This is a genomic window from Pseudomonas sp. A34-9 (assembly GCF_029543085.1).
GTDB lineage: Bacteria > Pseudomonadota > Gammaproteobacteria > Pseudomonadales > Pseudomonadaceae > Aquipseudomonas.
Map to the genome: position 1 here is coordinate 2,099,178 of NZ_CP119967.1, position 22,087 is coordinate 2,121,264.

Genomic DNA, 22,087 nt, shown 5'->3' on the forward strand with positions numbered 1-22,087 from the left:
TCGATCTCGACCCGCGCTCGAATGTGCCGGTTGCTTCAAGCCAAAGCCCGAAAAATAAAAACATCGACCTGTACGCCAAGGTCGGACGGGGAGCTTCCATGAGTCACGCGCCAAGCGACACGATTACCTGGGGCATGATGCTCCGCAAACTGCCGATGATCGCCAAGGCCATCCCACGGGTGGTCAAGGGCATGAAGGTGGCCAACGTCACGGATCCGACCCAAAGCTGTGGCCTTGGCTGGACGTTTGAGCAAGCGACGCTGCGCAACCCCGAGGGGCCGGCGCTGTTACAGGGCGATGTGCGGCTGACCTATGCCCAAGTCAACCAGTGGGCCAACCGCATCGCTCACTATCTCAACGGGCAGGGCATCGGCAAGGGCGACGTGGTGGCGGTGTTCATCGAAAACCGCCCGGAGCTGCTGGTCACCATTCTGGCGCTGGCCAAGGTCGGCGCTGTCAGCGCGCTGCTCAATACCTCACAAACCCGCGACACATTGATCCACAGTGTGAACCTGGTGGCGCCGGTGGCGATTGTCGTGGGCGAAGAACTGGTTCCAGCGTATGCGGCCATTCGCGATCAAGTGACGATTGCCGCGCCACGTACCTGGTTCGTGGCAGATCAGGACACTTACAGCCATCCGGGCATTGCGCCCGAGGGCTACGTCAATCTGATCAGCGCCAGTGCCGACGCTTGCAGTGAGAATCCGCCGAGCAGTCAGCAGATCTTCTTCGACGATCCGTGTTTCTACATCTATACCTCGGGCACGACCGGCCTGCCCAAGGCCGGGGTGTTCAAGCATGGGCGCTGGATGCGCAGCTCCGCCAGTTTCGGCATGATCGCCCTCAACATGGGCCCCGACGATGTCGTCTATTGCACCTTGCCGCTGTACCACGCCACGGGTCTCTGCGTGTGCTGGGGCTCGGCGGTCAACGGCGCTTCGGGTTTCGCGATTCGCCGCAAGTTCAGCGCCAGTCAATTCTGGAACGACGTGCGCCGTTATCGGGCAACCACCCTCGGTTACGTCGGCGAGTTGTGCCGTTATCTGGTCGATCAACCGGCCAGCGCCGATGACAGCCGTCACGAGGTGCGCAAGATGATCGGCAACGGCTTGCGCCCCGGCGCCTGGGCCGAGTTCAAAACGCGTTTCGCCGTCGAACACATCTGTGAGCTGTACGCGGCGAGCGACGGCAATATCGGTTTCACCAACATTCTCAACTTCGACAACACCATTGGTTTCTCGCTGATGGCCTGGGAGTTGGTGGCCTACGACCACGACAGCGGCGAACCCATCCGCAGCGGCGACGGCTTCATGCGCAAGGTAGGCAAGGGCGAGCAGGGCTTGCTGCTGGCGCGCATCGACGAGAAGGCGCCGCTGGACGGCTACACCGATCCAAAAAAGACCGCCAAGGTCGTGCTGCAAGACGTGTTTACCAAGGGCGATCGCTTTTTCAACACCGGCGATCTGCTGCGCAACATCGGTTTCGGCCACGCACAATTTGTTGATCGGCTCGGTGATACCTATCGCTGGAAGGGCGAAAACGTCTCGACCACTGAAGTCGAAAACCTCTTGCTGCAGCACCCGCACATCTCCGAAGCGGTGGCCTATGGCGTGGAAATCCGCAACACCAATGGGCGCGCCGGCATGGCGGCGATCACGCCAGCAGAATCCCTTGCGACGCTGGATTTCGCCGAGTTGTTGACCTTCGCCCGGGAGCGCATGCCGGCCTATGCCGTGCCGTTGTTCCTGCGAGTGAAGGTCAAAATGGAAACCACCGGCACCTTCAAATACCAGAAAACCCGACTGAAAAATGAAGGCTTCGACCCCGGCCAGTCGGGCGATGACCCGATCTACGCGTGGCTGCCCGGCACGCAGACTTACGTTCGGGTCACCGACGAAGTGCTGGCAGAAATTCATCAGGGCAAATATCGCTATTGAATCTGGCTATGGGGCGGCTTGAGAAAAAGGGGGTGACAGCCACGGTCGCGCTCGGGAAACTGTCGGCTTTCCGATATATCGAAAATGGAGTTGCCCCATGTCCGACCAAAGCCGCCAGATGACCCCTGAAGAAGCTGCCGAATTCACCGAGCAGGTTTTCAACAAGGCGCGCGACGGTGATGCCGAGATGCTTGATCGCCTGGTCACGGCCGGTTTGCCGGTGAACCTGAAGAACAGCAAGGGCGACACGTTGTTGATGCTGGCCAGCTATTACGGCCATGTCGATGCAGTGCAAGTGCTGCTTAAACACAAGGCCGATCCGGAAATGCGCAATGGCAACGGCCAGAGTCCGATTGCCGGTGCGGCGTTCAAAGGCGATCTGGCGGTGGTCAAGGCGTTGGTTGAGGCGGGCGCCGAGATTGAAGGCTCGTCGTTTGATGGTCGTACGGCGCTGATGATGGCGGCGATGTTCAACCGTGTGGAAATCGTTGATTACCTGATCAGCAAAGGCGCAAATCCGCAAGCCAAGGATGCCAATGGCGTCACGGCGCTGGACGCGGCCCGCACGATGGGCGCGGTTGATACCACCGCGCAGCTGGAAAAACTGTTGGGTTGATAAGATCAAAAGATCGCAGCCTGCGGCAGCTCCTACATTGAACGCGTTGGCCGTCCATTTCGTGGACGAACGCTGAACGTTCAGGCGCTGCCGAAGGCTGCGATCTTTTGCTTTGTGCGCTATCCTCCGCGCCCTCAAATTTCACCTTCCACAGGATCCGCCCTCATGAAAGCCGCACTCGTCGAACTCATCAGCAAAATCAGCTCTGGCTGCATGGGCGAGGACGAGATCCTGAAAGTGGCCGATGAAGCCGCGCAAGCCTACGCCGATGCCGATGCTTTTCTGACCGCCAATCCGGACATCAACTACGACGACACTTTCCCGATTCCGCTGGGCGAGTGGGTCGTCGTCGGCAGCCTGCCGGAAACCGTGCTGTTCCAGGCTGACACCTACGTCGACCTGTTTGCACAGATCGTCGCCTCGTTCGGCCCAGGCGTGGAGTTCAATCTCAAGCCCAAGCAACTGGCCAAAACCGAAGCCTTGACTGCACTGAATCGTATTCAGGTGCAAATGAGCAGCATGAACAAGGAAAACGGCGGTTACACACTGATGAACTTCAGCCAGTTACTCGACGACGAATTGCAAATGGTGTTGGTCTTCGGCAACGACGTGCCACGGGTGCTGGAACTGTGCGCCGGAGTCGGCATCGCCGCCGCGCCCTCGCTCGAAGCCTTGAAGATCGCCGTTCACGTCTGAGAGCAATAAAAGGGAACCCTGCGCGCGACCGTCTATCCTAAAAGTGCATGCCACTATTCTGGAGCGACACCATGGGTTCCACGTTCAACGGTCTGATCGGTCTGATCATCCTTGCCCTCGACATCTGGGCCATCATCAATGTGCTGAAAAGCGGCGCGACCACCGGGATGAAAATCGTCTGGGTGTTGCTGATCATCCTCCTGCCTGTGCTGGGCCTGATCATCTGGGCAATCGCCGGACCGCGGGGCAACGTGCGGATCTGATCACACTGCAATACCCTGTAGGAGCTGCCGAAGGCTGCGATCTTTTGATCTTGTATTTTTTACAATCAACATCAAAAGATCGCAGCCTTCGGCAGCTCCTACAGGGATTGTGGTTGTGAGGTTCGACCTGTCATCTTCGGCAACGTAGAATGCGCGCCTTTCCCGGGCAATCGTCCCCACGATAGGCGCCCGCGCATTCATCGGAGCACTTCACCATGACCGTCACCAAAACCAGCGAGTATCTGGAAACCCTCTACGAAGGCTACGGCCAGCGTTTTCGCATGGAAAAACTGCTGCACGAAGTGCGCACCGAACACCAGCATCTGGTGATCTTCCAAAACCCGCGCATGGGCCGGGTGATGGCGCTGGACGGCGTGATCCAGACCACCGAAGCCGACGAATTCATCTACCACGAAATGCTCACCCACGTGCCGATCCTCGCCCACGGCAGCGCCAAGCGCGTGCTGATCATCGGTGGCGGTGACGGCGGCATGCTACGCGAAGTGACCAAGCACGCCGGCGTCGAGCACATCACCATGGTCGAGATCGACGGCACCGTGGTCGACATGTGCAAAGAGTTCCTGCCAAACCACTCCAGCGGCGCGTACGACGACCCGCGTCTGAACCTGGTGATCGACGACGGCATGCGTTTCGTCGCCACCACCACGGAAAAATTCGACGTGATCATCTCCGACTCCACCGACCCGATCGGCCCGGGTGAAGTGTTGTTCTCGGAAAACTTCTATCAGGCGTGCCACCGCTGCCTGAACGAGGGCGGTATCCTCGTGACCCAGAACGGCACGCCGTTCATGCAGATCGACGAAGTGAAAACCACCGCCGGTCGCCTGAACAGCCTGTTCCCGGACTGGCACTTCTACCAGGCGGCCGTACCGACCTACATCGGCGGCTCGATGACCTTCGCCTGGGGCTCGACCAACCCGGCCTACCGCAAGCTCAGCCGTGAAACCCTGCAACAGCGCTTCATCGGCAGCGGTATCGTCACCCGCTACTACAACCCGGAAATCCACATCGGCGCGTTCGCCTTGCCGCAATACGTGTTGCAAGCGATCAACAAGCCGAGCAACGACTAAAAGAACGCTGCAATACCCCTATGGGAGCCGAAAGCGCACTGACAGCATCGTTCCCACGCTCTGCGTGGGAACGCAGCCAGGTACGCTCTGCGTCACGGAAGATCGCAGCCTTCGGCAGCTCCTACGGTAGATGTCGTTTTTTTCATGTTCGCGCGCTGCAATCCTTTTGAACGATCAATCCGGCGAAAAGTCGAGATAGAGGTAAGCCCATTTGCGGGTTTGATCGAGGAGGCACCGATGCAAAAGTGGAAAGTCACTTTCGTGGACGATCATGGTGAAATTGTCGATGAGGTGTTCGAACGTGCCGAATGCCCCAGCGATGACGAGGCCGCTCGACTGATCAAGGAACGGCTCCTGCCCGTTGCCGCCGAACTGGATCTGAACGATCTGGAAGGGCGCACCGCCGATGCCGGCGTGAAAAACCTGAAAACCCAGAACAGCATCGAAATCCGCAGCATCACGCCAATCTGAAATTCTTCCTGTCACTTGAAGCACCAGGCCTTGGCAGCGGCTCTATCTTGGGGCTACTCTGCAAGCGAGATCAGCGAACGGATCGCTAAGGTCTGGTCTTGTCAGCTACATGCTTGTTCCCGCGTGCAACCACGTTGCCGTCGTACTTTGGCCTGAGGCCCGGGGCGGGAATACGGAAAGTCTATCCATCTATGCGAGGGGGACGATTCATGAGCACAGCCTATCAAGAAGACATCAGCAGCAATGTTCTGCGCCGCATGAAAGAAGGCGGTTTCGATTTTTCCCGATTCCATCCCATCGAGTTCTACGCCATTTTCCCGGACGAGGAGCGGGCGCGCAGGGCGGCAGGCAAATTTCGCGGTGAGTCCATCAATGCCCAGGTCAGCGTGCGTGATGATGGCGCATGGGCACTGGAATTGAGCAAGGTGATGTACGCGACGTATGACGATATCGGCGACTTCGAGCAGGGTTTCTCTGCCGTGGTCGAACCGCTGGGAGGCATCATCGAGGGTTGGGGCGTCAAGCAGGAGGTGCGCAACCGCCACCGTTTGAACTGATCTCATGCACATTTAGAGTTGAGCAACGGCTGACCCTCGGGTTGGCCGTTGTTTATTCAACGATCAAAAGATCGCAGCCTGCGGCAGCTCCTGCACAGATTCATGTAGGAGCTGCCGCAGGCTGCGATCTTTTGCTTTTGCTTTCAAAACATTTCCAAAAGGCAAAAAAAAGCCACCGGAGAAGGTGGCTAAAAGGGAAGACCGATAAGCAGAGGAAACCGGTCAGGGTTAAGCGGGGCGGGCTGCGACGGCAGTCCAGAGCAGTTGAGCCGAGTCTTTCGTGGCGCAGTGGCCGATGAAGTTTTGCAGCGAATGCGCGGATTATCCGCAGCCTGCGCCGGGCAGTGAAATCAACTCTGACTATGCTGGTGATAGGCGATGCAGTGCGTCGCAATGAAGCGGGGGCAATCCGGTTGGGGCAATTGCCGCACAGGAATGGTGCGGTGCCTGCGGCGTGTATTTCCAACCGATTGAAATCAAAGCGTTTATGCCGATGGCACGGGCCTTGCGAAGGCCTGTATGTCCGGGTGACAAGGAGTACGGCATGATCCGCACCTATTTTGATGAGATGTACGACGCCGGCGGCCAGGTTCGCCCGCATTACCGGGAGTTTGCCCGCTGGCTGGCCGACACGCCTGACGAACTGCTGGCGCAACGGCGACGCGAGGCTGACTTGCTGTTCCATCGCGCCGGGATCACTTTCACGCTCTATGGCGACGAGCAGGGCACCGAGCGCCTGATTCCTTTTGACACCATCCCGCGCAGCATTCCCGCCAGCGAGTGGCGAATCGTCGAGCGCGGCTGCATCCAGCGGGTCAAGGCGCTGAACATGTTCCTCGCCGACCTCTATCACGAGCAGCGCATTATCAAGGCCGGGATCATTCCTGCCGAACAGGTGCTGGCCAACGAGCAATATCAGTTGGCGATGCAAGGCCTCGATCTGCACCGTGATATCTATTCGCACATCTCCGGCGTCGATCTGGTGCGCGACGGCGACGGAAGCTATTACGTGCTCGAAGACAATCTGCGTACGCCGAGCGGCGTCAGCTACATGCTTGAAGACCGCAAGATGATGATGCGGCTGTTCCCGGAGCTGTTCGCCGCCCAGCGCATCGCACCGATCGATCACTACCCGAATCTGTTGCTCGACACCCTTAAAAGCTCCAGCCCGATCGACGACCCAAGCGTCGTGGTGCTGACGCCGGGGCGCTTCAACAGTGCGTTTTTCGAACACGCGTTTCTCGCTCGGGAAATGGGCGTTGAATTGGTCGAGGGTGCGGATCTGTTTGTGCGTGACGACAAGGTCTTCATGCGCACCACCGATGGCCCGAAAGCGGTGGACGTGATCTACCGCCGCCTCGACGACGCGTTCCTTGATCCGTTGGCGTTCAACCCGGACTCAATGCTCGGCGTGCCGGGGCTGCTGTCGTCCTATCGCTCCGGCAACGTGGTACTGGCCAACGCCATCGGCACCGGGGTGGCGGACGACAAATCGGTGTACCCGTTCGTCACCGACATGATCCGTTTCTACCTCGATGAAGAGCCGATCCTGAAGAACGTGCCGACCTGGCAGTGCCGCAACCCGTCTGAGCTTTCCCATGTACTGGCCAATCTCCCAGATCTGGTGGTCAAGGAAACCCAAGGCTCTGGCGGTTACGGAATGTTAGTGGGACCGGCGTCGACGAAGGCGGAAATCGATGCCTTCCGCGAACGCATCAAGGCCAAGCCCCACGCGTACATCGCGCAACCGACGCTGTCGCTGTCGACCTGTCCGACCTTTGTCGAAAACGGCATCGCGCCGCGCCACATCGACTTGCGCCCGTTTGTCTTGTCCGGGCGCGAAACCCGCGTGGTGCCCGGTGGTTTGACCCGTGTGGCACTGCGTGAAGGCTCCCTGGTGGTGAATTCATCACAGGGCGGCGGTACCAAGGACACCTGGGTGGTCGAGGATTGAAGGAAGCTTGCCATGTTAAGTAGAACTGCCTCGGATCTGTATTGGATGTCGCGTTACCTGGAGCGGGCGGAAAACCTCGCACGGATGCTCGACATCAGTTATTCGCTGTCGCTGATGCCGCAGGACGGTCGCGGCGACGGTCTGCACGAATTGGCCATGCCGCTGCTGATCACCGGCACCCTCGACGATTACCTGGAACGTCACGGCGCGTTGCATGCCGAACGGCTGCTGCACTTCTTCGCTCTCGATGCTGCCAATCCGGCGAGCATCTACAGCTGCCTCGGTGCCGCGCGGGCCAGTGCGCACGCGGTTCGCGGACGCATCACGGCGGACATGTGGGAGAACATCAACGCGACGTGGCTGGAGATTCGCGGGATCGCCGAACAGGGTCTCAGCCGCTATGGCATGAGCCGTTTCTGCGAATGGATCAAGGAACGTTCGCACCTGTTCCGTGGTGCGTCGTACGGCACGATCATGCGTAACGATGCGTTTCGTTTTATTCGTCTCGGGACCTTCATCGAACGTGCGGACAACACGCTGCGGTTGCTCGATGCCCGCTATGAAATGGCCGGCGATCAAGCTGAAGCGGTCAGCGACGGTACGGCCCACGCCTATTACCAGTGGAGTGCCTTGCTGCGCGCCTTGTCTTCGTTCGAGGCCTACACCGAAATCTACCGTGATGCGCCGGGCGCCCGGCATGTCGCCGAGTTGCTGCTGTTGCGTGCCGACGTACCGCGTTCACTGCGTGCCTGCACCGAAGAGATCGATCAGATCCTCGCGCAACTGCCCGGCGCCAACGGCCGCCCGGCTCAACGTCTGGCGGCAGAAATGGACGCGCGCCTGCGCTACACCGGCATCAACGAAATTCTCGAGGAAGGCCTGCACGCCTGGCTGACCGAATTCATCCCGCTGGTGCGCCAGTTGGGTAACGCCATACACAGTTCCTACCTGGAGGCTGCATGAGACTTTCCATTAGCCACGAGACCACCTATCACTACGAAGATCAGGTGCGGGCGAGCATCCAGTACCTGCGACTGACCCCCCACGACAGCGAGCGTCAGCACGTGTTGAGCTGGCAACTCGATTTGCCGCGCCCGGTGCGCGCGCAGCTCGATCCGTTCGGTAATATTCTGCATGTGCTGACCATGGACGAACCGCACGAGGCGATCATCATCGGTGCGCGAGGTCAGGTTGATATTGATGAGCTGCGCGAGGCTGAGCATGAGAGCCAGTCGGCGCTGCCGTTTCTGCGCTTTACCCGGTTGACCGAGGCGGACGAGGCCTTGCGCGCGTTTGCCGAGAAATCCTGCAAGCAACGGCGCGATCGCACAGCGCTGATTGATTTGATGCACGGTTTGAATCAGCACATGACCTACACGCCGGGCTCCACCGAAGTTGACACAAGCGCCGCTGAAGCCTTCGCCGGGCGTGCCGGAGTTTGCCAGGATCACGCTCACGCATTTCTGGCCTGCGCGCGTAGTCTCGGGATTCCGTCGCGTTATGTATCCGGGTATTTGTACAGCGAAGATTGCGAGCATCTGGCCAGCCATGCCTGGGCGGAAGCATGGCTGGATGACGCCTGGTACAGCTTTGACGTGACCAATGAGCTGGCGCGGCCGGAGCGGCATTTGAAGCTGGCGGTGGGCCTCGATTATCTCGATGCCTGCCCGGTACGCGGCATGCGCCGGGGCGGTGGATGCGAGCAGATGCATGCGAAGGTATTTGTCTCGCCGACGCCGGTCATCTCCGTCCAGCAACAGTAAACGCGATCCCCGGTAGGAGCGGCGGCACGCTGCGATCTTTTGATCTTGTTGCTAAAAACACAATCAAAAGATCGCAGCCTCGTTTCACTCGACAGCTCTTACAGGGTTTGGATTGAAAAGATAATGTGTCGCGCGAAACTCAGGGCTTAACCTTGCGACCGGCCATGTGTTTCAAATATCCCACCAACATCTGCAAATCCCCATCCGGCAAAACCTCTGCCGAAAACCCCGGCATCTTCGCCTGCGGCCACTGCCGCAGGCTCTGCGGATCACGAATGTAACGCTTCAAGAAATCCGCGCCGAAATACTCGGTCGGGTTATACGGAATATTCAGATCCGGCCCGAACTGCGCATCCCCCGCGCCGTTCAACCGGTGACACGCCAGGCAGTTTTTCTGAAACAGCGCAAACCCCAGATTCACCGGGTCATTCGCCTTCAAGGCAGGGTCAGGCAGGAGGGCAGGGAAGCGTTCGGCCACCGGTGCCATGCGCTTGATGCTCGCGACTTCGAATGGCCATTGCTCCGGGCTGATATTGCCGGCCTGCGGATCGGTCCAGACCAGATAGAACGGCCCGGCACTGTGTTTGCCCTCAGACAGCGCTGGCCAAGGCTGAGCCGGATCCTCAATGGCCAGCCAGGCCCGTGCGCCTTTTGTATTGAGCAGCGGCGCAGCGGCCAGCTCGGCGGCGAACCCGTCCAGTGCCACCGCTTGCAGGTGATCTTGCGGTTTGATCCCGGTCAGCAGCACAGCCACGGGCACGGCGCGATAGGTCATGTCCTTCTTGTAGGACACATCGTTTTTGATGGTGAGGGTTTGTACCTGAGGATGCTTGAGTAATTCCTCGGTCTGCCAGGTGCGACTGGTTGCGCCCAGTTGCAGATCCAACTGTGCGGCAGACAAGGGCATGCTCAGCAGCATGGCCCCGAATACGATGAGCGCTTTCAAATGATCGCCGTCCATGTCGTGGGAGTGCGCAAAGGTTGGCACAGCCACGCTGGCCCGGGTAGCGGGCCAGTCACATTTTCAGTGGCGATAGCCAGCACCTGCCGCTCGATTCAGCCGATGACCTTGGTCAAATTCGGCAAAATCAACAACAGCGTCGTGGCGAAAAGAATGAGTCCTGCTTGACGAACTTTCGGTTGTTTGAACATGGCTTGACCGCCTTTATTGTTATTTCCTGATGCCTGCCTGCATATCCATGACGGCAAGCGGTGCACTTCCTGTTGAAGAACGTCGGCCTCGGCAAAACCCGACGACCCTGACGTACATGTACTACCTTAGGGCCCGCGTCACGCTTGGCTTAGATCCATTTCATATGGAATTGCTGCGAATTGCGATTAAAAAGGCATGAGGCTTTTTGCCAGCTTCTTTGCCGCCCGCTGGCTAGACAACTCGCTGACCTGAACCGGTTCACCTGGCCTCTGGTGACCGTCCGTCTGAGCGTGTGGGTCAAGCGCATTGAGCGCTGCGGTCATTGAATACATGAGCGCTCGGACCAACAGTGGAGGCACAAGAAATCACTCCCCGCACAGGTTCGAGGACGCCATGACCCAAGCTTTGATATTCGACGCGTTACGCACGCCACGCGGCAAAGGCAAGCCTGACGGTGCCCTGCACAGCGTCAAACCGGTGAATCTGGTGGCCGGTCTGCTGACCGCGCTGCAAGCGCGCACCTCGCTGGACACCAGTCAGGTCGATGACGTGGTACTCGGCTGCGTGACGCCGATTGGCGATCAAGGCTCGGACATCGCCAAAACCGCCGTACAAGTGGCCGATTGGGACGTCAGCGTCGCGGGTGTGCAGATCAACCGTTTCTGCGCGTCGGGCCTCGAAGCGGTCAATCTCGGCGCGATGAAAGTGCGCTCCGGGTTTGAAGATCTGGTGGTGGTCGGCGGCGTCGAGTCGATGTCCCGAGTGCCGATGGGCAGCGATGGCGGTGCCTGGGCGCTAGACCCGCAGACCAACCTGCACAGCCATTTCACCCCGCAAGGCGTCGGTGCCGACCTGATCGCCACGCTTGAAGGCTTCAGCCGCCAGGACGTCGATGCCTACGCGCTGCACTCGCAGCAGAAAGCCGCACGGGCGCGAGCTGACGGCTCGTTCAACAAGTCGCTGGTGCCGGTGCAGGATCAGAACGGGATCATCCTGCTTGATCACGATGAATTCATTCGTGCCGAATCGACCCTTGAAGGTTTGGGCAAGCTCAAACCGAGTTTCGAAATGATCGGGCAGATGGGCTTCGACGCAACGGCGCTGCGGGTATACAGCCATGTCGAGCGGATCAATCACGTGCACACACCGGGTAACAGTTCCGGGATCGTCGACGGTGCGGCGCTGATGCTGATCGGCTCCGAAGCCAAGGGTCGCGCGCTGGGCCTGCAACCGCGGGCGCGCATTGTCGCCACAGCGGTCACCAGTACCGACCCGACCATCATGCTCACCGGCCCGGCACCGGCGACGCGCAAGGCACTGGCCAAGGCCGGGTTGCGCGTTGAAGACATCGACCTGTTCGAGGTCAACGAGGCGTTTGCTTCGGTGGTGCTGAAGTTCATCAAGGACATGGCCGTCGACCCGGACAAGGTCAACGTCAACGGCGGCTCCATCGCCATGGGGCACCCGCTGGGCGCCACCGGTTGCGCGATCCTCGGCACCCTGCTCGATGAACTGGAAGTGCGGCGCCTGCGTTATGGCCTGGCGACACTATGTGTCGGCGGCGGCATGGGCATTGCCACCATCATCGAACGCCTCTGAGCCCCGAAATCAAGGAACCTTGTTATGAGCGAAGCCATTCGTTACGAAAAAGGCCAGGACGCTATCGTCGTCCTCACGATCGACATGCCGGGCCAGAGCGCCAACACCATGAACGCCGTGTACCGTGAGGCCATGGCCGCGTGCGTCGCCCGGCTGGTGGCGGAAAAAGACAACATTGCCGGGGTGATCATTACGTCGGCAAAGAAAACCTTCTTTGCCGGCGGCGACCTTAATGAGCTGATCAAGGTCGGCAAGCCTGAAGCCAAAGCCTTCTATGACATGGTGCTGACCCTCAAGGGGCAACTGCGCAGTCTGGAAACCCTCGGCAAACCGGTGGTCGCGGCGATCAACGGCGCGGCGTTGGGCGGCGGTTGGGAAATCTGCCTCGCCTGCCATTACCGCGTGGCGCTGGACGATGCCTCGGTGCAACTCGGTCTGCCGGAAGTGACCCTCGGCCTGCTGCCGGGCGGCGGCGGAGTGGTGCGCATGGTGCGCATGCTGGGCATCGAGAAGGCGCTGCCGTATCTGCTCGAAGGCAAGAAAGTCCGTCCGCAACAGGCGTTGCAGGCCGGTTTGATTGATGAGCTGGCAGCGGATCGTGAGGAGTTGCTGGCCAAGGCGCGTGCGTGGATCGTGGCCAACCCGACGGCGGTGCAGCGTTGGGATGTGAAGGGCTATCAGATTCCTGGCGGTACGCCGTCGAATCCGAAAGTCGCGCAGATGCTGGCGATTGCGCCGTCGATTCTGCGCAGCAAGACCCAAGGGACGCTGCCGGCGCCGGAGAAGATCCTCTGCGCAGCGGTGGAGGGCGCTCAAGTCGATTTCGATACCGCGCACTTGATCGAAACCCGATACTTCACCGAACTGACCACCGGGCAGATTTCGAAAAACCTGATCGGCACGTTCTGGTTTCAACTCAATGAGATCAATGCGGGTGGCTCGCGGCCGCAGGGCTTTGCGTCTTATGTTACGCGCAAGGTCGGCGTGCTCGGCGCGGGGATGATGGGCGCGGGGATTGCGTTTGTCAGTGCTTCGGCGAGTATTGAAGTGGTGCTTAAAGATATCAATCTCGCTGCAGCCGAGAAGGGGAAGGCGCATTCGTCGGCGTTGCTGGACAAGAAAGTCACCCGTGGCCAGATGGATGCTGCGCAGCGCGAGGCTGTGCTGGCGCGGATCCACACCAGTGAAAACGATGCAGATCTGGCGGGTTGCGATCTGATCATCGAAGCGGTGTTCGAAGACCGCGATCTCAAGGCCAGGGTCTCTGCTGCAGCCCAGCGGGTTGTTGGCGCCGAAGCCGTCATCGCGTCCAATACTTCGACGTTGCCGATCACCGGGCTGGCGGCTGCCGTGCCTGATCAAAGCAAATTCATCGGCCTGCATTTCTTCAGCCCGGTGGAAAAAATGCCGCTGGTGGAAATCATCAAAGGCGCACAAACCAGCGATGAAACCCTCGCCCGCGGTTTCGATTTCGTCCTGCAAATCAAGAAAACCCCGATCGTGGTCAACGACAGTCGCGGCTTCTTCACCTCACGCGTGTTCGGCACCTTCACCAACGAAGGCATCGCCATGCTCGGCGAAGGCGTGAGTGCGCCGATGATCGAGACCGAAGCGCGCAAGGCCGGGATGCCGGTCGGGCCACTGGCGATCTCCGACGAAGTTTCCCTCAGCCTGATGAGCCATATCCGCCAGCAAACCGCCAAGGACCTACAGGCAGAAGGGAAAACGCTGATTGAGCACCCCGCCTTCGCCGTGATTGACTTGCTGCTCAACGAATACAAGCGCCCGGGCAAAGCGGCGGGTGGCGGTTTTTACGATTACCCGGCCGGCGGACAGAAACATTTGTGGCCCGAACTGAAGACGCGATTCGAGAAGGTCGACGGGCAAATTTCGTCCAAAGACGTACGTGATCGGCTGCTGTTTGTACAAGCCATTGAAACCGTGCGCTGTGTGGAGGAGGGCGTGCTGACCTCGACAGCGGACGCCAATGTCGGCTCGATCTTCGGTATCGGTTTTGCGCCGTGGACGGGTGGGGCGTTGCAGTTCATCAACCAATACGGGGTGAAAGATTTCGTCGCTCGCGCACAGTATCTGGCTGAGCAATATGGCGAGCGTTTTGCGCCGCCCGCGATGCTCCTGGATAAAGCGGCAAAAGGTGAAATGTTCTAAGGGCAACGAGCATCCCGGGGCTTGCCTTGCCAGGGTGTTTCAAGGCAGGCTCTGGGGTGTTCATTATTCCCATCACGTGTCAGGTATTTTTTATGTCGCTACGCATCTGCATTCTGGAAACCGACATCCTGCGTCCGGAACTGGTCGATCAATATCAGGGTTACGGGCAGATGTTTCAGCGCCTGTTCTTGCAGCAACCGATTGCCGCCGAGTTCACCGTCTACAACGTGATGCAGGGCCAATACCCGAGCGACGACCAGACGTTCGACGCGTACCTGGTCACCGGCAGCAAGGCCGATTCGTTCGGCACTGATCCGTGGATTCAGACCCTCAAGGAATACCTGCTGACTCGTTACGAGCGCGGCGACAAACTGCTCGGCGTGTGCTTCGGCCATCAACTGCTGGCGCTGCTGCTCGGCGGCAAGAGCGAGCGCGCAACGCAAGGTTGGGGTGTGGGCACCCATAAATACAAATTGGCGGCGAAGGCGCCTTGGATGAGCCCGGTGCGTGAGGAACTGACGCTGCTGATCAGCCACCAGGATCAGGTCACCGCGCTACCGGAAAACGCCACGGTGATTGCTTCCAGCGATTTTTGCCCGTTTGCGGCTTACCACATCAACGATCAGGTGTTGTGCTTCCAGGGCCACCCGGAATTCATCCACGATTACTCGCGTGCGCTGCTGGATCTGCGTCAGGAAGCGTTGGGCTCGCAGATTTACAGCAAAGGCGTGGCGAGCCTGGAGCAGGAGCACCATGGCACCACGGTTGCCGAATGGATGATGCGCTTTGTGGCGCACAAGCCAGAGGCCGCTTAACAGCGGAGCAAAAGATCGCAACCTTCGGCAGCTCCTACACTGAAACCCTGTAGGAGCTGCCGGAGGCTGCGATCTTTTGTTTTTCTACAGCCACCCGGACTTCTTGAAACTCGCCCACAAACTCACACACCCCACGGTAATAAACCCCAGCACACCGAAATAGCCGTAGTGCCAACTCAACTCCGGCATGTTCTGGAAGTTCATCCCGTAAATCCCCGCCACCGCCGTCGGAAACGCCAGAATCGCCGCCCAGGCAGCGAACTTGCGTTGCACCACGCTTTGCCGTGATGCCTCGAGCAACACACCAATCTCGATAGTCTGGCTGGCGATATCGGCCAGAGTGGTCAGGTCTTCCATTTGCCGCGTGACGTGGATCTGCACATCGCGGAAGTAAGGGCGCATGTTCTTGTCGATAAACGGGAAGCTCAGCTTCTGCAGTTCCTCGCCAATTTCCACCATCGGCGCAGCGTATCGGCGCAGGCGCACGACATCGCGGCGCAAGCCATGCAGCTTCTGAATGTCGCGTTCATTCAACGCGCTACACAGTACGTTGCGTTCAAGTTCATCGATTTCGGCATGAATGGCTTCGCCCACCGGTTGGTAGTTCTCGATGACGAAATCGAGCAGCGCATACAGTACGAAATCTTCCCCGTGTTCCAGCAAGAGCGGGCGTGCCTCACAACGTTGGCGGACATGGGCGTAGGACGCCGAGTGACCGTTACGTGCTGTGATGATGTAGCCCTTGCCCGCGAAGATGTGTGTTTCGATGAATTGCAGAACGCCGTTTTCACGGATGGGTGAGTAGGTGACGATAAACAAAGCGTCGCCAAAGGTTTCCAGCTTCGGTCGGCTGTGTTTTTCCAGGGCGTCTTCAATGGCCAGTTCGTGCAGGTTGAACTGGCGTTGCAGATTGGACAGCTCCTGAGCATCCGGCTCTTCAAGGCCGATCCAGACAAAGTGACCGGTTTTCGCGGCCCAGGCGGCGCCTTCGTCGAGGGTAATATTGGTGACTTTCTTGCCTGCGCTGTACACCGCAGCAGCAACAACTCGACCCATGGTGGTGATTCACTTCTTCTTGGCAGGTGGCAGGGAATACAAGGCTTCAGCTTAGCCGTGTCGCTGCTTGAGAGTCAGTGAAATCTGTACAGTTCACCGGGCAAAAGAAAACCCGCACAGGGCGGGTTGTCTTTTCAGGCGGCTTGCAGTTGCCGATCCATCGACTCAATGCACTCGCGCATCTGTTCGCGACACTGATTGATCAGCATGGGCATGTCATCCATGGTCAATCCGACTGTAGGAATCGCCGGCAGCGAGCGTATGAGGATTTTCCCGCTGCGCCAGCGATTCAGGCGCATGTGCTTGATGTAACTGCTGACGCAAACCGGAACGATCGGCACGCCGGCGGCAATCGCCATCTGGAACGCACCTTTCTTGAAGGGCAGCAATTCTTCGCCCAGGTTGCGCGTGCCTTCCGGGAACACCCAGATCGAGGTGTCTTCGTTTTGCAGGGTGTTGGTGGTGGTGAGCATCGATTGGCGCGCCTTGTGCGCATTGCCACGGTCGATCAGCACATTGCCCGCCAGCCAGAACAATTGCCCGAACAGCGGTACCCATTTAAGACTTTTCTTGCCGATGCAGACGGTACGGCGCGGTACTACGTTGCCGAACACGAACAAGTCATAGTTGGACTGATGGTTGGCGATGATCACGCAGCTATCGGGTTTGTTCATCAAACCACTGACGTCTGACTTCACCCGTAAACGTAAAATACACATGGCTGGTAGCGCGTAGAGGCGGGCGCACAGACGGCTGTTGTCCGGATTGAACGGGCGGCAGATTCCGAGAATCACGCCGAGCACGCCGGCCAGAATAAAGTGCAGGCCCATCAATAACATACGAAACACGAACAGCATTTTCAGGCCCCACCGGGACAAAAGGTGGCGCAGTGTACGGATGTGCACTGTTTTCGGCAATTGCCACTATAGAGTCCGGAGATAGCCGATGTTTAAGCGCATGTTTCCGAATTGATTGTCAGACCTGTCCTAGAGCTGTTACAGCTTTTTAAACCGGACGTGCAAGAAAAAGCCCGACACGACGGTCGGGCTTTTCTTTAAGGCCTGGGCCAGGGCTTAACCCAGATGCTCCTGATCCTGGATGATGGCGTTATCAAGGGTTTCCAGCAGTGCCTTACGCACCTTCAACTTGGTGTTCTTGTGCGCGAGCATATTGATTTTCTTCAACTGGCGGGCAGCGGCGAGGGCGGCACCTTGCAGCTCTTCGGCGGCAACCACCTTGTCGAGGAAACCGGCGTCCACCGCGCTTTTCGGATCGAACATCTCGCCATTGATCACCGAGCGGTGGAACGCCGAACGACGCAGACGATCACGCGCCAGCTCGATACCGGCGTGGTGCATGGTCATACCGATCTGCACTTCGTTCAGACCGATGCTGAACGGGCCGTCGACACCGATACGGTAATCCGCAGACAACAGAATGAAAGCACCCTTCGCCACGGCATGACCCGGGCAAGCGACGATCACCGGAAACGGGTGAGAGAGCAGGCGACGCGCCAACGTCGAACCGGCAGTGACCAGCGCCACGGCTTCTTTAGGGCCGGCAGTCATCACTTTCAGGTCATAGCCGCCGGACAGAATTCCTGGCTGACCGGTAATAATCACGATGGCACGATCAGCCACCGCCTGATCCAGCGCCGCGTTGAATGCCGCAATCACGTCCGGAGAAATGGCATTGACCTTGCCATTGCTCAAAGTCAGGGTCGCGATACCGTCTTCGAGGTGGTAGGAAATCAACTCACTCATGACGCTATTCCTTGTAAGAAAGATGGGCAGACGTTACCCACCGCCGCAGGCCAGGTAAAGCGCCGTGACTGACCCGCCAGTCACCGTTTCACGCCCCATCCAGCGTGGCGAGGCGTTCTTCTTCTATATAGAAGGGCCGCGCCCACCGAAGATTGGCCGGTTTGCCATGGGCCGTCAGCGGGCGAAATGACTTTTTCTCTTAACCGCATGAAAATTCTGAAAAAAAGTTTGCCATCGGAAAAGCTTTCGACTACATTAGCGCGCCTCGACAGACAGAACATGTTTGAAGAGATACGGTGAAGTGTCCGAGTGGCTTAAGGAGCACGCCTGGAAAGTGTGTATACAGGAAACTGTATCGAGAGTTCGAATCTCTCCTTCACCGCCATATTCAGTACGCAAAACCCCTGATTTCGAAAGAAGTCAGGGGTTTTGTGGTTTCTGGCGTCTGGATTTTATTGGCAGCGGCGTGAAGTCCGCTTTGAGCCATTACAATCGCGAATTTATTCATCCGTAAAGGGACGACATCCATGATCATTTCCACCACTCACGCCATTGAAGGCCGGCAGATCACGGCGTATCTGGACATCGTCAGTGCTGAGTCAGTGCAGGGCGTCAATGTGATCCGTGACATGTTTGCCGGTATGCGCGATTTTTTCGGTGGGCGTTCGCAGACGCTGGAGCGGGCTTTGAAGGAGGCTCGTATTCAAGCGACCGAAGAAATCAGGGAGAGGGCGCGTGCTTTGCAGGCGGATGCGGTGGTTGGGGTGGACTTTGAGATCAGTATGCCCGGCGGGAAGGGCGGGATGGTTGTTGTGTTTGCAACGGGTACGGCGGTGAAGTTGCGTTGAGTTTTGGTCCATAGGCTTGTGAGCCCATTCAAAAGTCGAATGGGCTCTTGGTCGGCGATTAGCCCTGCGGCTTGAGGATCACCAGGCCTTTATCGTCATACGTCAGCGGCGTGTCGATGGCGACAAGCGGCGGCGTGTCGGAGGGTTGACTCGGTTGCACCGGCTGGCTCGGATGGTAAATGACGCCAGGCTGCAAAACTGGCGTATCCGGGCCCGGATTCTTAATGGTGATTTCACCGGAAGCGATCTTGTCCTTAAGTTTTTCCGCCCCGGCTTTGCCGGCTGCGATTTGTTCGTCCGTGAGCTTTACGACGGGTAGATTCGGGAATCCATTGATTTGCATGTTCTCTCCATGAGGTTCATTTGCATGAGAAAGGGCAACGGCCTGTCTCCAGGATTCTTTAGCGATAGGGGACTAACGGTTCATCGAGGTGTTTAATTTTTGTCGGCCATTCGTCGGGCATTGGCGGATCTGAATCACAAGTCCACTAATGACCGGCTAGTCTCAAAAGCCTTGGAGGTCGATATTTTTTCAGGCAAAAGGGTTTTGCCGGTGTTGACCTGTTGCGAAGGGGCGAGGGTATGACTGAGCCGTATATCGAAGATGATGGTGCTGAATTTTCCTTCAATAACTGCGTACGGTGCGGCCAGACCGAGTATCAGGCAGGCTTTGGCGAGGATCCGGTGCAGACCGGCAAGATCAAGTCCACGGCACCTAAAGGACCAAAGGCAAAATTTTTGCCCAGGGTCACCACGCGATCCAGAAAATAATCGTTCTCTGAAAACCCCGTTATCCAGCGGGGTTTTTTATGGCTCAACGATCAAGGAAATGTCCTACAGAAGCTTGTGTGGATGTCTCTGGTTTTCACAAACTTTTCACGTCCGTCGAAGTAGGGTGAAGCCATCCGTTAGAAAGCAAGTCTCCAGCCCGTCTCCCCAGCGGGCTTTTTTTTGCCTGTTGTCTCGTCCTGGATAAGGTTTACACCTTCTGGCTTTTTATCAGGAAGGTGCAATGGATACGGGCGCAAAACGTAGTCAGCGCGATTACACGCTGACTTTTAAATTGTCGGTTGTCGACCAAGTAGAAAAAGGCGAGTTGAGTTATAAAGAGGCTCAACGGCGTTATGGGATTCAGGGTCGATCGACGGTGTTGGTCTGGTTACGCAAGCATGGTCGACAAGATTGGAGCCAAGGCGCCTCCATTCGTACGCAGAGGACTCGACCGATGGACGAGCCAACTTTGCCTTTGACCCCCGAGCAGAGAATCAAAGAGCTTGAGGAGCAACTGGCACTAGCAAATCAGAAAGCCAAATTCTTTGAAGATGTGGTTGATGTCTTGAAGAATGACTACGGCGTATCCATTGTAAAAAAGCGGCCCGGCAAGTCGTTGCGCAAACCCAAACCCTGAGTGTCAGCAGGGCTTGCCAGTTTATGGGGATCAGTCGCCAAGCCTTTTACAAGCGTGATCGCGTCTATCGGGCGCGAGTCGATCAAGATCAGAAACTCATCAAGTTTGTGCAGGCAATCCGAGTGCGCCAACCCTGCATTGGCGCACGCAAGCTCCAGTCATTGATGCACGCGGAGCGTGAGAAACCTGAGTTGCATGTTGGCCGGGATCGCTTGTTTGAAGTGCTGCGCGAGCACCGGCAGTTGGTTCGCAGGAAACGGGCCTATCACAAGACGACCGACAGCCATCATCACTTTCGCTGCCATCCCAATCTGCTAAAGCCAGGTCCGCAGCAAGTCGTTGCAACCGGTCCGGAACAGGTCTGGGTGGCCGATATTACTTACCTGTCCACCCAGCGTGACGATCCGGTCTACCTGAGCCTGGTCACAGATGCCTTCTCAAGAAAAATTGTCGGTTATCACGTGCATGGCAGCCTGCATGCCGACTCGGTGGCCCAAGCCTTACGCATGGCGTTAAAGGCACGTCGAACACGTCAGAAACTGGTCCATCACTCGGATCGAGGAGTCCAGTACTGCTCGGCGCTGTATCAAAAGCTCCACGCCAAGCATGGCATCACGTGTTCGATGACGGATGGCTACGACTGCTACCAAAACGCCTTGGCAGAGCGGGTCAACGGCATCTTGAAAACAGAACTATTACTCCACCGGCCGACAGACTTGGCGCAAGCGGAGCAAATGGTGCGACAAGCGATCCTGATCTACAACCAGGAACGCCCGCACCTGTCCTTAAAATACAAAACGCCCGATGCGGTGCATCGGGCGTTGGGGTGAAACAGGTGTAAACCTATTTCAGGACTAGACATGTCATAAAACCTTTTCCAGAATCGCTGTCCAATCGGCGCCGAGTGCGCGAGGGCCTCTGATTTTGGCTGGACTTTTGCGCGGCGCCGGCATTAAATCCCGGCCCTTTTTGTCATCCCAATTGTTGAGGTTTTCGTCATGCGTTTAACACTGCCCGCTCTGGTTCTGGGGCTTCTGGTTGCTCAAGGTGCAATGGCTGCCGGTGATGGCACCGCTGCGCTGGGCGGTGGTCTGGGTGGCGCGCTGGGGAATGTCGTCGGCCAGAAAATGGGCGGCAGCACGGGCGCAGCCATTGGCGCTGGCGTAGCAGGCGCGGCGGGCAGCGCAATGGCTGCGCGCAAGGGTAGCCGGACTAAAGCGGCCATTGGCGGCGGTGTCGGTGCAGCCGGTGGTTCGGTGATCGGCAACAGCCTGGGCGGCAGAACCGGCGCCACCATTGGTGCAGGCTTGGGCGGTGCGGCTGGTGGCGCAGTGGGCAGCAATTTGTCCAAAGGTCACAAGCGTCACTGAGACTGATCGTTTGTCAGAAAAAGCCCGGCTTGATGTCGGGCTTTTTCATGGCTGAACGTTTTTCCCGTTCGCGTCTCCAATCTCACATAGGCCCTTGTCAGGGCAGACTGTCCCGCTTTGGGAACTGTGAGGTTCATATGCGCTTGTCATTATCTGCACTGTTTTTCGGTTTGCTGGTAGCACAAGGGGCGATGGCCGCCGGGGATGGTACCGCCGCTGTGGGTGGCGGCTTGGGCGGCGCGCTCGGCAATGTGGTCGGTGGACAACTCGGTGGCAGTACTGGCGCGGCGGTAGGTGCGGGTGTTGGCGGCGCGGCCGGCAGTGCCGTCGGGGCGAATAAACGCAATCGAACCGAAGCCGCCATTGGCGGTGGTCTCGGCGCGGCGGGCGGCTCGGTCGTCGGCAACAGCCTCGGCGGCTCTACCGGTTCGACCATAGGCGCAGGCTTGGGTGGTGCGGCGGGTGGTGCGGTCGGCAATAACCTGGGTGACGATGGTGGCTCTCATTCGGGTGGTGGTCACAAGCACAAGAACAAGCATAAAAACCGCCATCATTGAT

The 22,087-nt window shown here is 58.2% G+C and carries 24 protein-coding genes and 1 tRNA gene; 20 read left to right on the forward strand and 5 right to left on the reverse strand.

Features of this window, described 5'->3' with window-relative positions:
- Positions 1-98 precede the first annotated feature (98 nt).
- From P3G59_RS09410 to P3G59_RS09455, 10 genes are all read left to right on the forward strand, one after another.
- Positions 99-1,937, forward strand: coding sequence for a long-chain-acyl-CoA synthetase (locus tag P3G59_RS09410; RefSeq protein ID WP_277761322.1), 1,839 nt, complete (start codon positions 99-101; stop codon positions 1,935-1,937).
- A 97-nt stretch (positions 1,938-2,034) separates the two neighbouring features.
- Entirely contained in the window at positions 2,035-2,553 is a 519-nt protein-coding gene (locus tag P3G59_RS09415) for an ankyrin repeat domain-containing protein (protein ID WP_123374706.1), read from the forward strand.
- Between the two features lie 165 nt (positions 2,554-2,718).
- A complete protein-coding gene (locus tag P3G59_RS09420) occupies positions 2,719-3,249 on the forward strand; it encodes a hypothetical protein (RefSeq protein WP_277761323.1) in 531 nt (176 codons plus the stop codon).
- A gap of 71 nt (positions 3,250-3,320) precedes the next feature.
- Positions 3,321-3,512 carry a PLDc N-terminal domain-containing protein gene (locus tag P3G59_RS09425; protein WP_007914053.1) on the forward strand — a complete coding sequence of 64 codons (192 nt, stop codon included), beginning with the start codon at positions 3,321-3,323 and terminating at the stop codon, positions 3,510-3,512.
- A gap of 215 nt (positions 3,513-3,727) precedes the next feature.
- On the forward strand, positions 3,728-4,603 hold the full coding sequence (speE, locus tag P3G59_RS09430) for a polyamine aminopropyltransferase (protein ID WP_016982904.1): 876 nt from the start codon (positions 3,728-3,730) through the stop codon (positions 4,601-4,603).
- 237 nt (positions 4,604-4,840) lie between these two features.
- Positions 4,841-5,074, forward strand: coding sequence for a hypothetical protein (locus P3G59_RS09435; protein WP_103303809.1), 234 nt, complete (start codon positions 4,841-4,843; stop codon positions 5,072-5,074).
- 209 nt (positions 5,075-5,283) lie between these two features.
- On the forward strand, positions 5,284-5,631 hold the full coding sequence (locus tag P3G59_RS09440) for a ribonuclease E inhibitor RraB (RefSeq protein WP_007914059.1): 348 nt from the start codon (positions 5,284-5,286) through the stop codon (positions 5,629-5,631).
- A gap of 544 nt (positions 5,632-6,175) precedes the next feature.
- Positions 6,176-7,585: a circularly permuted type 2 ATP-grasp protein gene (locus P3G59_RS09445; protein WP_277761324.1), complete on the forward strand. Its 1,410-nt coding sequence runs from the start codon at positions 6,176-6,178 to the stop codon at positions 7,583-7,585.
- Between the two features lie 12 nt (positions 7,586-7,597).
- A complete protein-coding gene (locus P3G59_RS09450; protein WP_007914063.1) occupies positions 7,598-8,548 on the forward strand; it encodes an alpha-E domain-containing protein in 951 nt (316 codons plus the stop codon).
- Entirely contained in the window at positions 8,545-9,348 is an 804-nt protein-coding gene (locus P3G59_RS09455) for a transglutaminase family protein (protein WP_122597650.1), read from the forward strand. Before P3G59_RS09450 ends, P3G59_RS09455 begins: the two co-directional genes overlap by 4 nt.
- Before the next feature lie 139 nt (positions 9,349-9,487).
- Here P3G59_RS09455 and P3G59_RS09460 read toward each other — a convergent pair whose 3' ends face one another.
- A complete protein-coding gene (locus P3G59_RS09460) occupies positions 9,488-10,309 on the reverse strand; it encodes a cytochrome c (protein WP_277762125.1) in 822 nt (273 codons plus the stop codon).
- A gap of 585 nt (positions 10,310-10,894) precedes the next feature.
- On the opposite strand from P3G59_RS09460, the gene P3G59_RS09465 reads away from it, so the two are divergent.
- The 3 genes from P3G59_RS09465 to P3G59_RS09475 all read left to right on the forward strand — a co-directional run bounded on the left by P3G59_RS09465 (position 10,895) and on the right by P3G59_RS09475 (position 15,084).
- Positions 10,895-12,100 carry an acetyl-CoA C-acetyltransferase gene (locus P3G59_RS09465; protein ID WP_277761325.1) on the forward strand — a complete coding sequence of 402 codons (1,206 nt, stop codon included), beginning with the start codon at positions 10,895-10,897 and terminating at the stop codon, positions 12,098-12,100.
- Between the two features lie 24 nt (positions 12,101-12,124).
- On the forward strand, positions 12,125-14,269 hold the full coding sequence (locus tag P3G59_RS09470) for a 3-hydroxyacyl-CoA dehydrogenase NAD-binding domain-containing protein (RefSeq protein ID WP_277761326.1): 2,145 nt from the start codon (positions 12,125-12,127) through the stop codon (positions 14,267-14,269).
- Between the two features lie 92 nt (positions 14,270-14,361).
- Positions 14,362-15,084 carry an amidotransferase gene (locus P3G59_RS09475; RefSeq protein ID WP_277761327.1) on the forward strand — a complete coding sequence of 241 codons (723 nt, stop codon included), beginning with the start codon at positions 14,362-14,364 and terminating at the stop codon, positions 15,082-15,084.
- Positions 15,085-15,168: 84 nt separating this feature from the next.
- Here P3G59_RS09475 and P3G59_RS09480 read toward each other — a convergent pair whose 3' ends face one another.
- From P3G59_RS09480 to P3G59_RS09490, 3 genes are all read right to left on the reverse strand, one after another.
- A complete protein-coding gene (locus tag P3G59_RS09480; RefSeq protein ID WP_250603924.1) occupies positions 15,169-16,140 on the reverse strand; it encodes a magnesium and cobalt transport protein CorA in 972 nt (323 codons plus the stop codon).
- A gap of 134 nt (positions 16,141-16,274) precedes the next feature.
- Positions 16,275-16,997 carry a 1-acylglycerol-3-phosphate O-acyltransferase gene (locus P3G59_RS09485; protein WP_277761328.1) on the reverse strand — a complete coding sequence of 241 codons (723 nt, stop codon included), beginning with the start codon at positions 16,995-16,997 and terminating at the stop codon, positions 16,275-16,277.
- Between the two features lie 216 nt (positions 16,998-17,213).
- Positions 17,214-17,903, reverse strand: coding sequence for a crotonase/enoyl-CoA hydratase family protein (locus tag P3G59_RS09490; protein ID WP_277761329.1), 690 nt, complete (start codon positions 17,901-17,903; stop codon positions 17,214-17,216).
- Between the two features lie 64 nt (positions 17,904-17,967).
- Here P3G59_RS09490 and P3G59_RS09495 point away from each other — a divergent pair, with 64 nt between their 5' ends.
- From P3G59_RS09495 to P3G59_RS09505, 3 genes are all read left to right on the forward strand, one after another.
- Entirely contained in the window at positions 17,968-18,093 is a 126-nt protein-coding gene (locus P3G59_RS09495) for a hypothetical protein (RefSeq protein WP_277761330.1), read from the forward strand.
- A gap of 105 nt (positions 18,094-18,198) precedes the next feature.
- Positions 18,199-18,288: transfer RNA gene (locus tag P3G59_RS09500), tRNA-Ser, on the forward strand.
- A gap of 142 nt (positions 18,289-18,430) precedes the next feature.
- Entirely contained in the window at positions 18,431-18,751 is a 321-nt protein-coding gene (locus P3G59_RS09505) for a YbjQ family protein (RefSeq protein ID WP_016985528.1), read from the forward strand.
- Between the two features lie 58 nt (positions 18,752-18,809).
- On the opposite strand, the gene P3G59_RS09510 is transcribed toward P3G59_RS09505, so the two are convergent.
- On the reverse strand, positions 18,810-19,094 hold the full coding sequence (locus P3G59_RS09510) for a hypothetical protein (RefSeq protein ID WP_008080979.1): 285 nt from the start codon (positions 19,092-19,094) through the stop codon (positions 18,810-18,812).
- A 239-nt stretch (positions 19,095-19,333) separates the two neighbouring features.
- On the opposite strand from P3G59_RS09510, the gene P3G59_RS09515 reads away from it, so the two are divergent.
- From P3G59_RS09515 to P3G59_RS09530, 4 genes are all read left to right on the forward strand, one after another.
- Entirely contained in the window at positions 19,334-19,522 is a 189-nt protein-coding gene (locus P3G59_RS09515; RefSeq protein WP_277761331.1) for a hypothetical protein, read from the forward strand.
- Positions 19,523-19,763: 241 nt separating this feature from the next.
- Positions 19,764-20,989 (forward strand): IS3 family transposase gene (locus tag P3G59_RS09520; RefSeq protein WP_277761332.1). Its coding sequence is split into 2 segments (ribosomal slippage): positions 19,764-20,115 and positions 20,115-20,989, totalling 1,227 coding nucleotides; the frame shifts between segments, so codons are not numbered across the junction.
- A 168-nt stretch (positions 20,990-21,157) separates the two neighbouring features.
- Complete coding sequence (locus tag P3G59_RS09525; protein ID WP_016983669.1) at positions 21,158-21,529, forward strand: glycine zipper domain-containing protein; 372 nt, start codon at positions 21,158-21,160, stop codon at positions 21,527-21,529.
- A 137-nt stretch (positions 21,530-21,666) separates the two neighbouring features.
- Complete coding sequence (locus tag P3G59_RS09530; protein WP_007914081.1) at positions 21,667-22,086, forward strand: YMGG-like glycine zipper-containing protein; 420 nt, start codon at positions 21,667-21,669, stop codon at positions 22,084-22,086.
- The last annotated feature ends 1 nt before the right edge of the window (position 22,087 follow it).

What these genes read in the sequence shown, in the direction of transcription:
- P3G59_RS09460 (WP_277762125.1), bottom strand. Translation starts at nt 10,309, where the DNA reads ATGGACGGCGATCATTTGAAAGCGCTCATCGTATTCGGGGCCATGCTG.
- P3G59_RS09440 (WP_007914059.1), top strand. Translation starts at nt 5,284, where the DNA reads ATGAGCACAGCCTATCAAGAAGACATCAGCAGCAATGTTCTGCGCCGC.
- P3G59_RS09530 (WP_007914081.1), top strand. Translation starts at nt 21,667, where the DNA reads ATGCGCTTGTCATTATCTGCACTGTTTTTCGGTTTGCTGGTAGCACAA.
- P3G59_RS09490 (WP_277761329.1), bottom strand. Translation starts at nt 17,903, where the DNA reads ATGAGTGAGTTGATTTCCTACCACCTCGAAGACGGTATCGCGACCCTG.
- P3G59_RS09470 (WP_277761326.1), top strand. Translation starts at nt 12,125, where the DNA reads ATGAGCGAAGCCATTCGTTACGAAAAAGGCCAGGACGCTATCGTCGTC.
- P3G59_RS09455 (WP_122597650.1), top strand. Translation starts at nt 8,545, where the DNA reads ATGAGACTTTCCATTAGCCACGAGACCACCTATCACTACGAAGATCAG.
- P3G59_RS09425 (WP_007914053.1), top strand. Translation starts at nt 3,321, where the DNA reads ATGGGTTCCACGTTCAACGGTCTGATCGGTCTGATCATCCTTGCCCTC.
- P3G59_RS09480 (WP_250603924.1), bottom strand. Translation starts at nt 16,140, where the DNA reads ATGGGTCGAGTTGTTGCTGCTGCGGTGTACAGCGCAGGCAAGAAAGTC.
- P3G59_RS09410 (WP_277761322.1), top strand. Translation starts at nt 99, where the DNA reads ATGAGTCACGCGCCAAGCGACACGATTACCTGGGGCATGATGCTCCGC.
- speE (WP_016982904.1), top strand. Translation starts at nt 3,728, where the DNA reads ATGACCGTCACCAAAACCAGCGAGTATCTGGAAACCCTCTACGAAGGC.
- P3G59_RS09435 (WP_103303809.1), top strand. Translation starts at nt 4,841, where the DNA reads ATGCAAAAGTGGAAAGTCACTTTCGTGGACGATCATGGTGAAATTGTC.
- P3G59_RS09510 (WP_008080979.1), bottom strand. Translation starts at nt 19,094, where the DNA reads ATGCAAATCAATGGATTCCCGAATCTACCCGTCGTAAAGCTCACGGAC.
- P3G59_RS09485 (WP_277761328.1), bottom strand. Translation starts at nt 16,997, where the DNA reads ATGCTGTTCGTGTTTCGTATGTTATTGATGGGCCTGCACTTTATTCTG.
- P3G59_RS09420 (WP_277761323.1), top strand. Translation starts at nt 2,719, where the DNA reads ATGAAAGCCGCACTCGTCGAACTCATCAGCAAAATCAGCTCTGGCTGC.
- P3G59_RS09525 (WP_016983669.1), top strand. Translation starts at nt 21,158, where the DNA reads ATGCGTTTAACACTGCCCGCTCTGGTTCTGGGGCTTCTGGTTGCTCAA.
- P3G59_RS09450 (WP_007914063.1), top strand. Translation starts at nt 7,598, where the DNA reads ATGTTAAGTAGAACTGCCTCGGATCTGTATTGGATGTCGCGTTACCTG.
- P3G59_RS09465 (WP_277761325.1), top strand. Translation starts at nt 10,895, where the DNA reads ATGACCCAAGCTTTGATATTCGACGCGTTACGCACGCCACGCGGCAAA.
- P3G59_RS09415 (WP_123374706.1), top strand. Translation starts at nt 2,035, where the DNA reads ATGTCCGACCAAAGCCGCCAGATGACCCCTGAAGAAGCTGCCGAATTC.
- P3G59_RS09445 (WP_277761324.1), top strand. Translation starts at nt 6,176, where the DNA reads ATGATCCGCACCTATTTTGATGAGATGTACGACGCCGGCGGCCAGGTT.
- P3G59_RS09515 (WP_277761331.1), top strand. Translation starts at nt 19,334, where the DNA reads ATGACTGAGCCGTATATCGAAGATGATGGTGCTGAATTTTCCTTCAAT.
- P3G59_RS09505 (WP_016985528.1), top strand. Translation starts at nt 18,431, where the DNA reads ATGATCATTTCCACCACTCACGCCATTGAAGGCCGGCAGATCACGGCG.
- P3G59_RS09475 (WP_277761327.1), top strand. Translation starts at nt 14,362, where the DNA reads ATGTCGCTACGCATCTGCATTCTGGAAACCGACATCCTGCGTCCGGAA.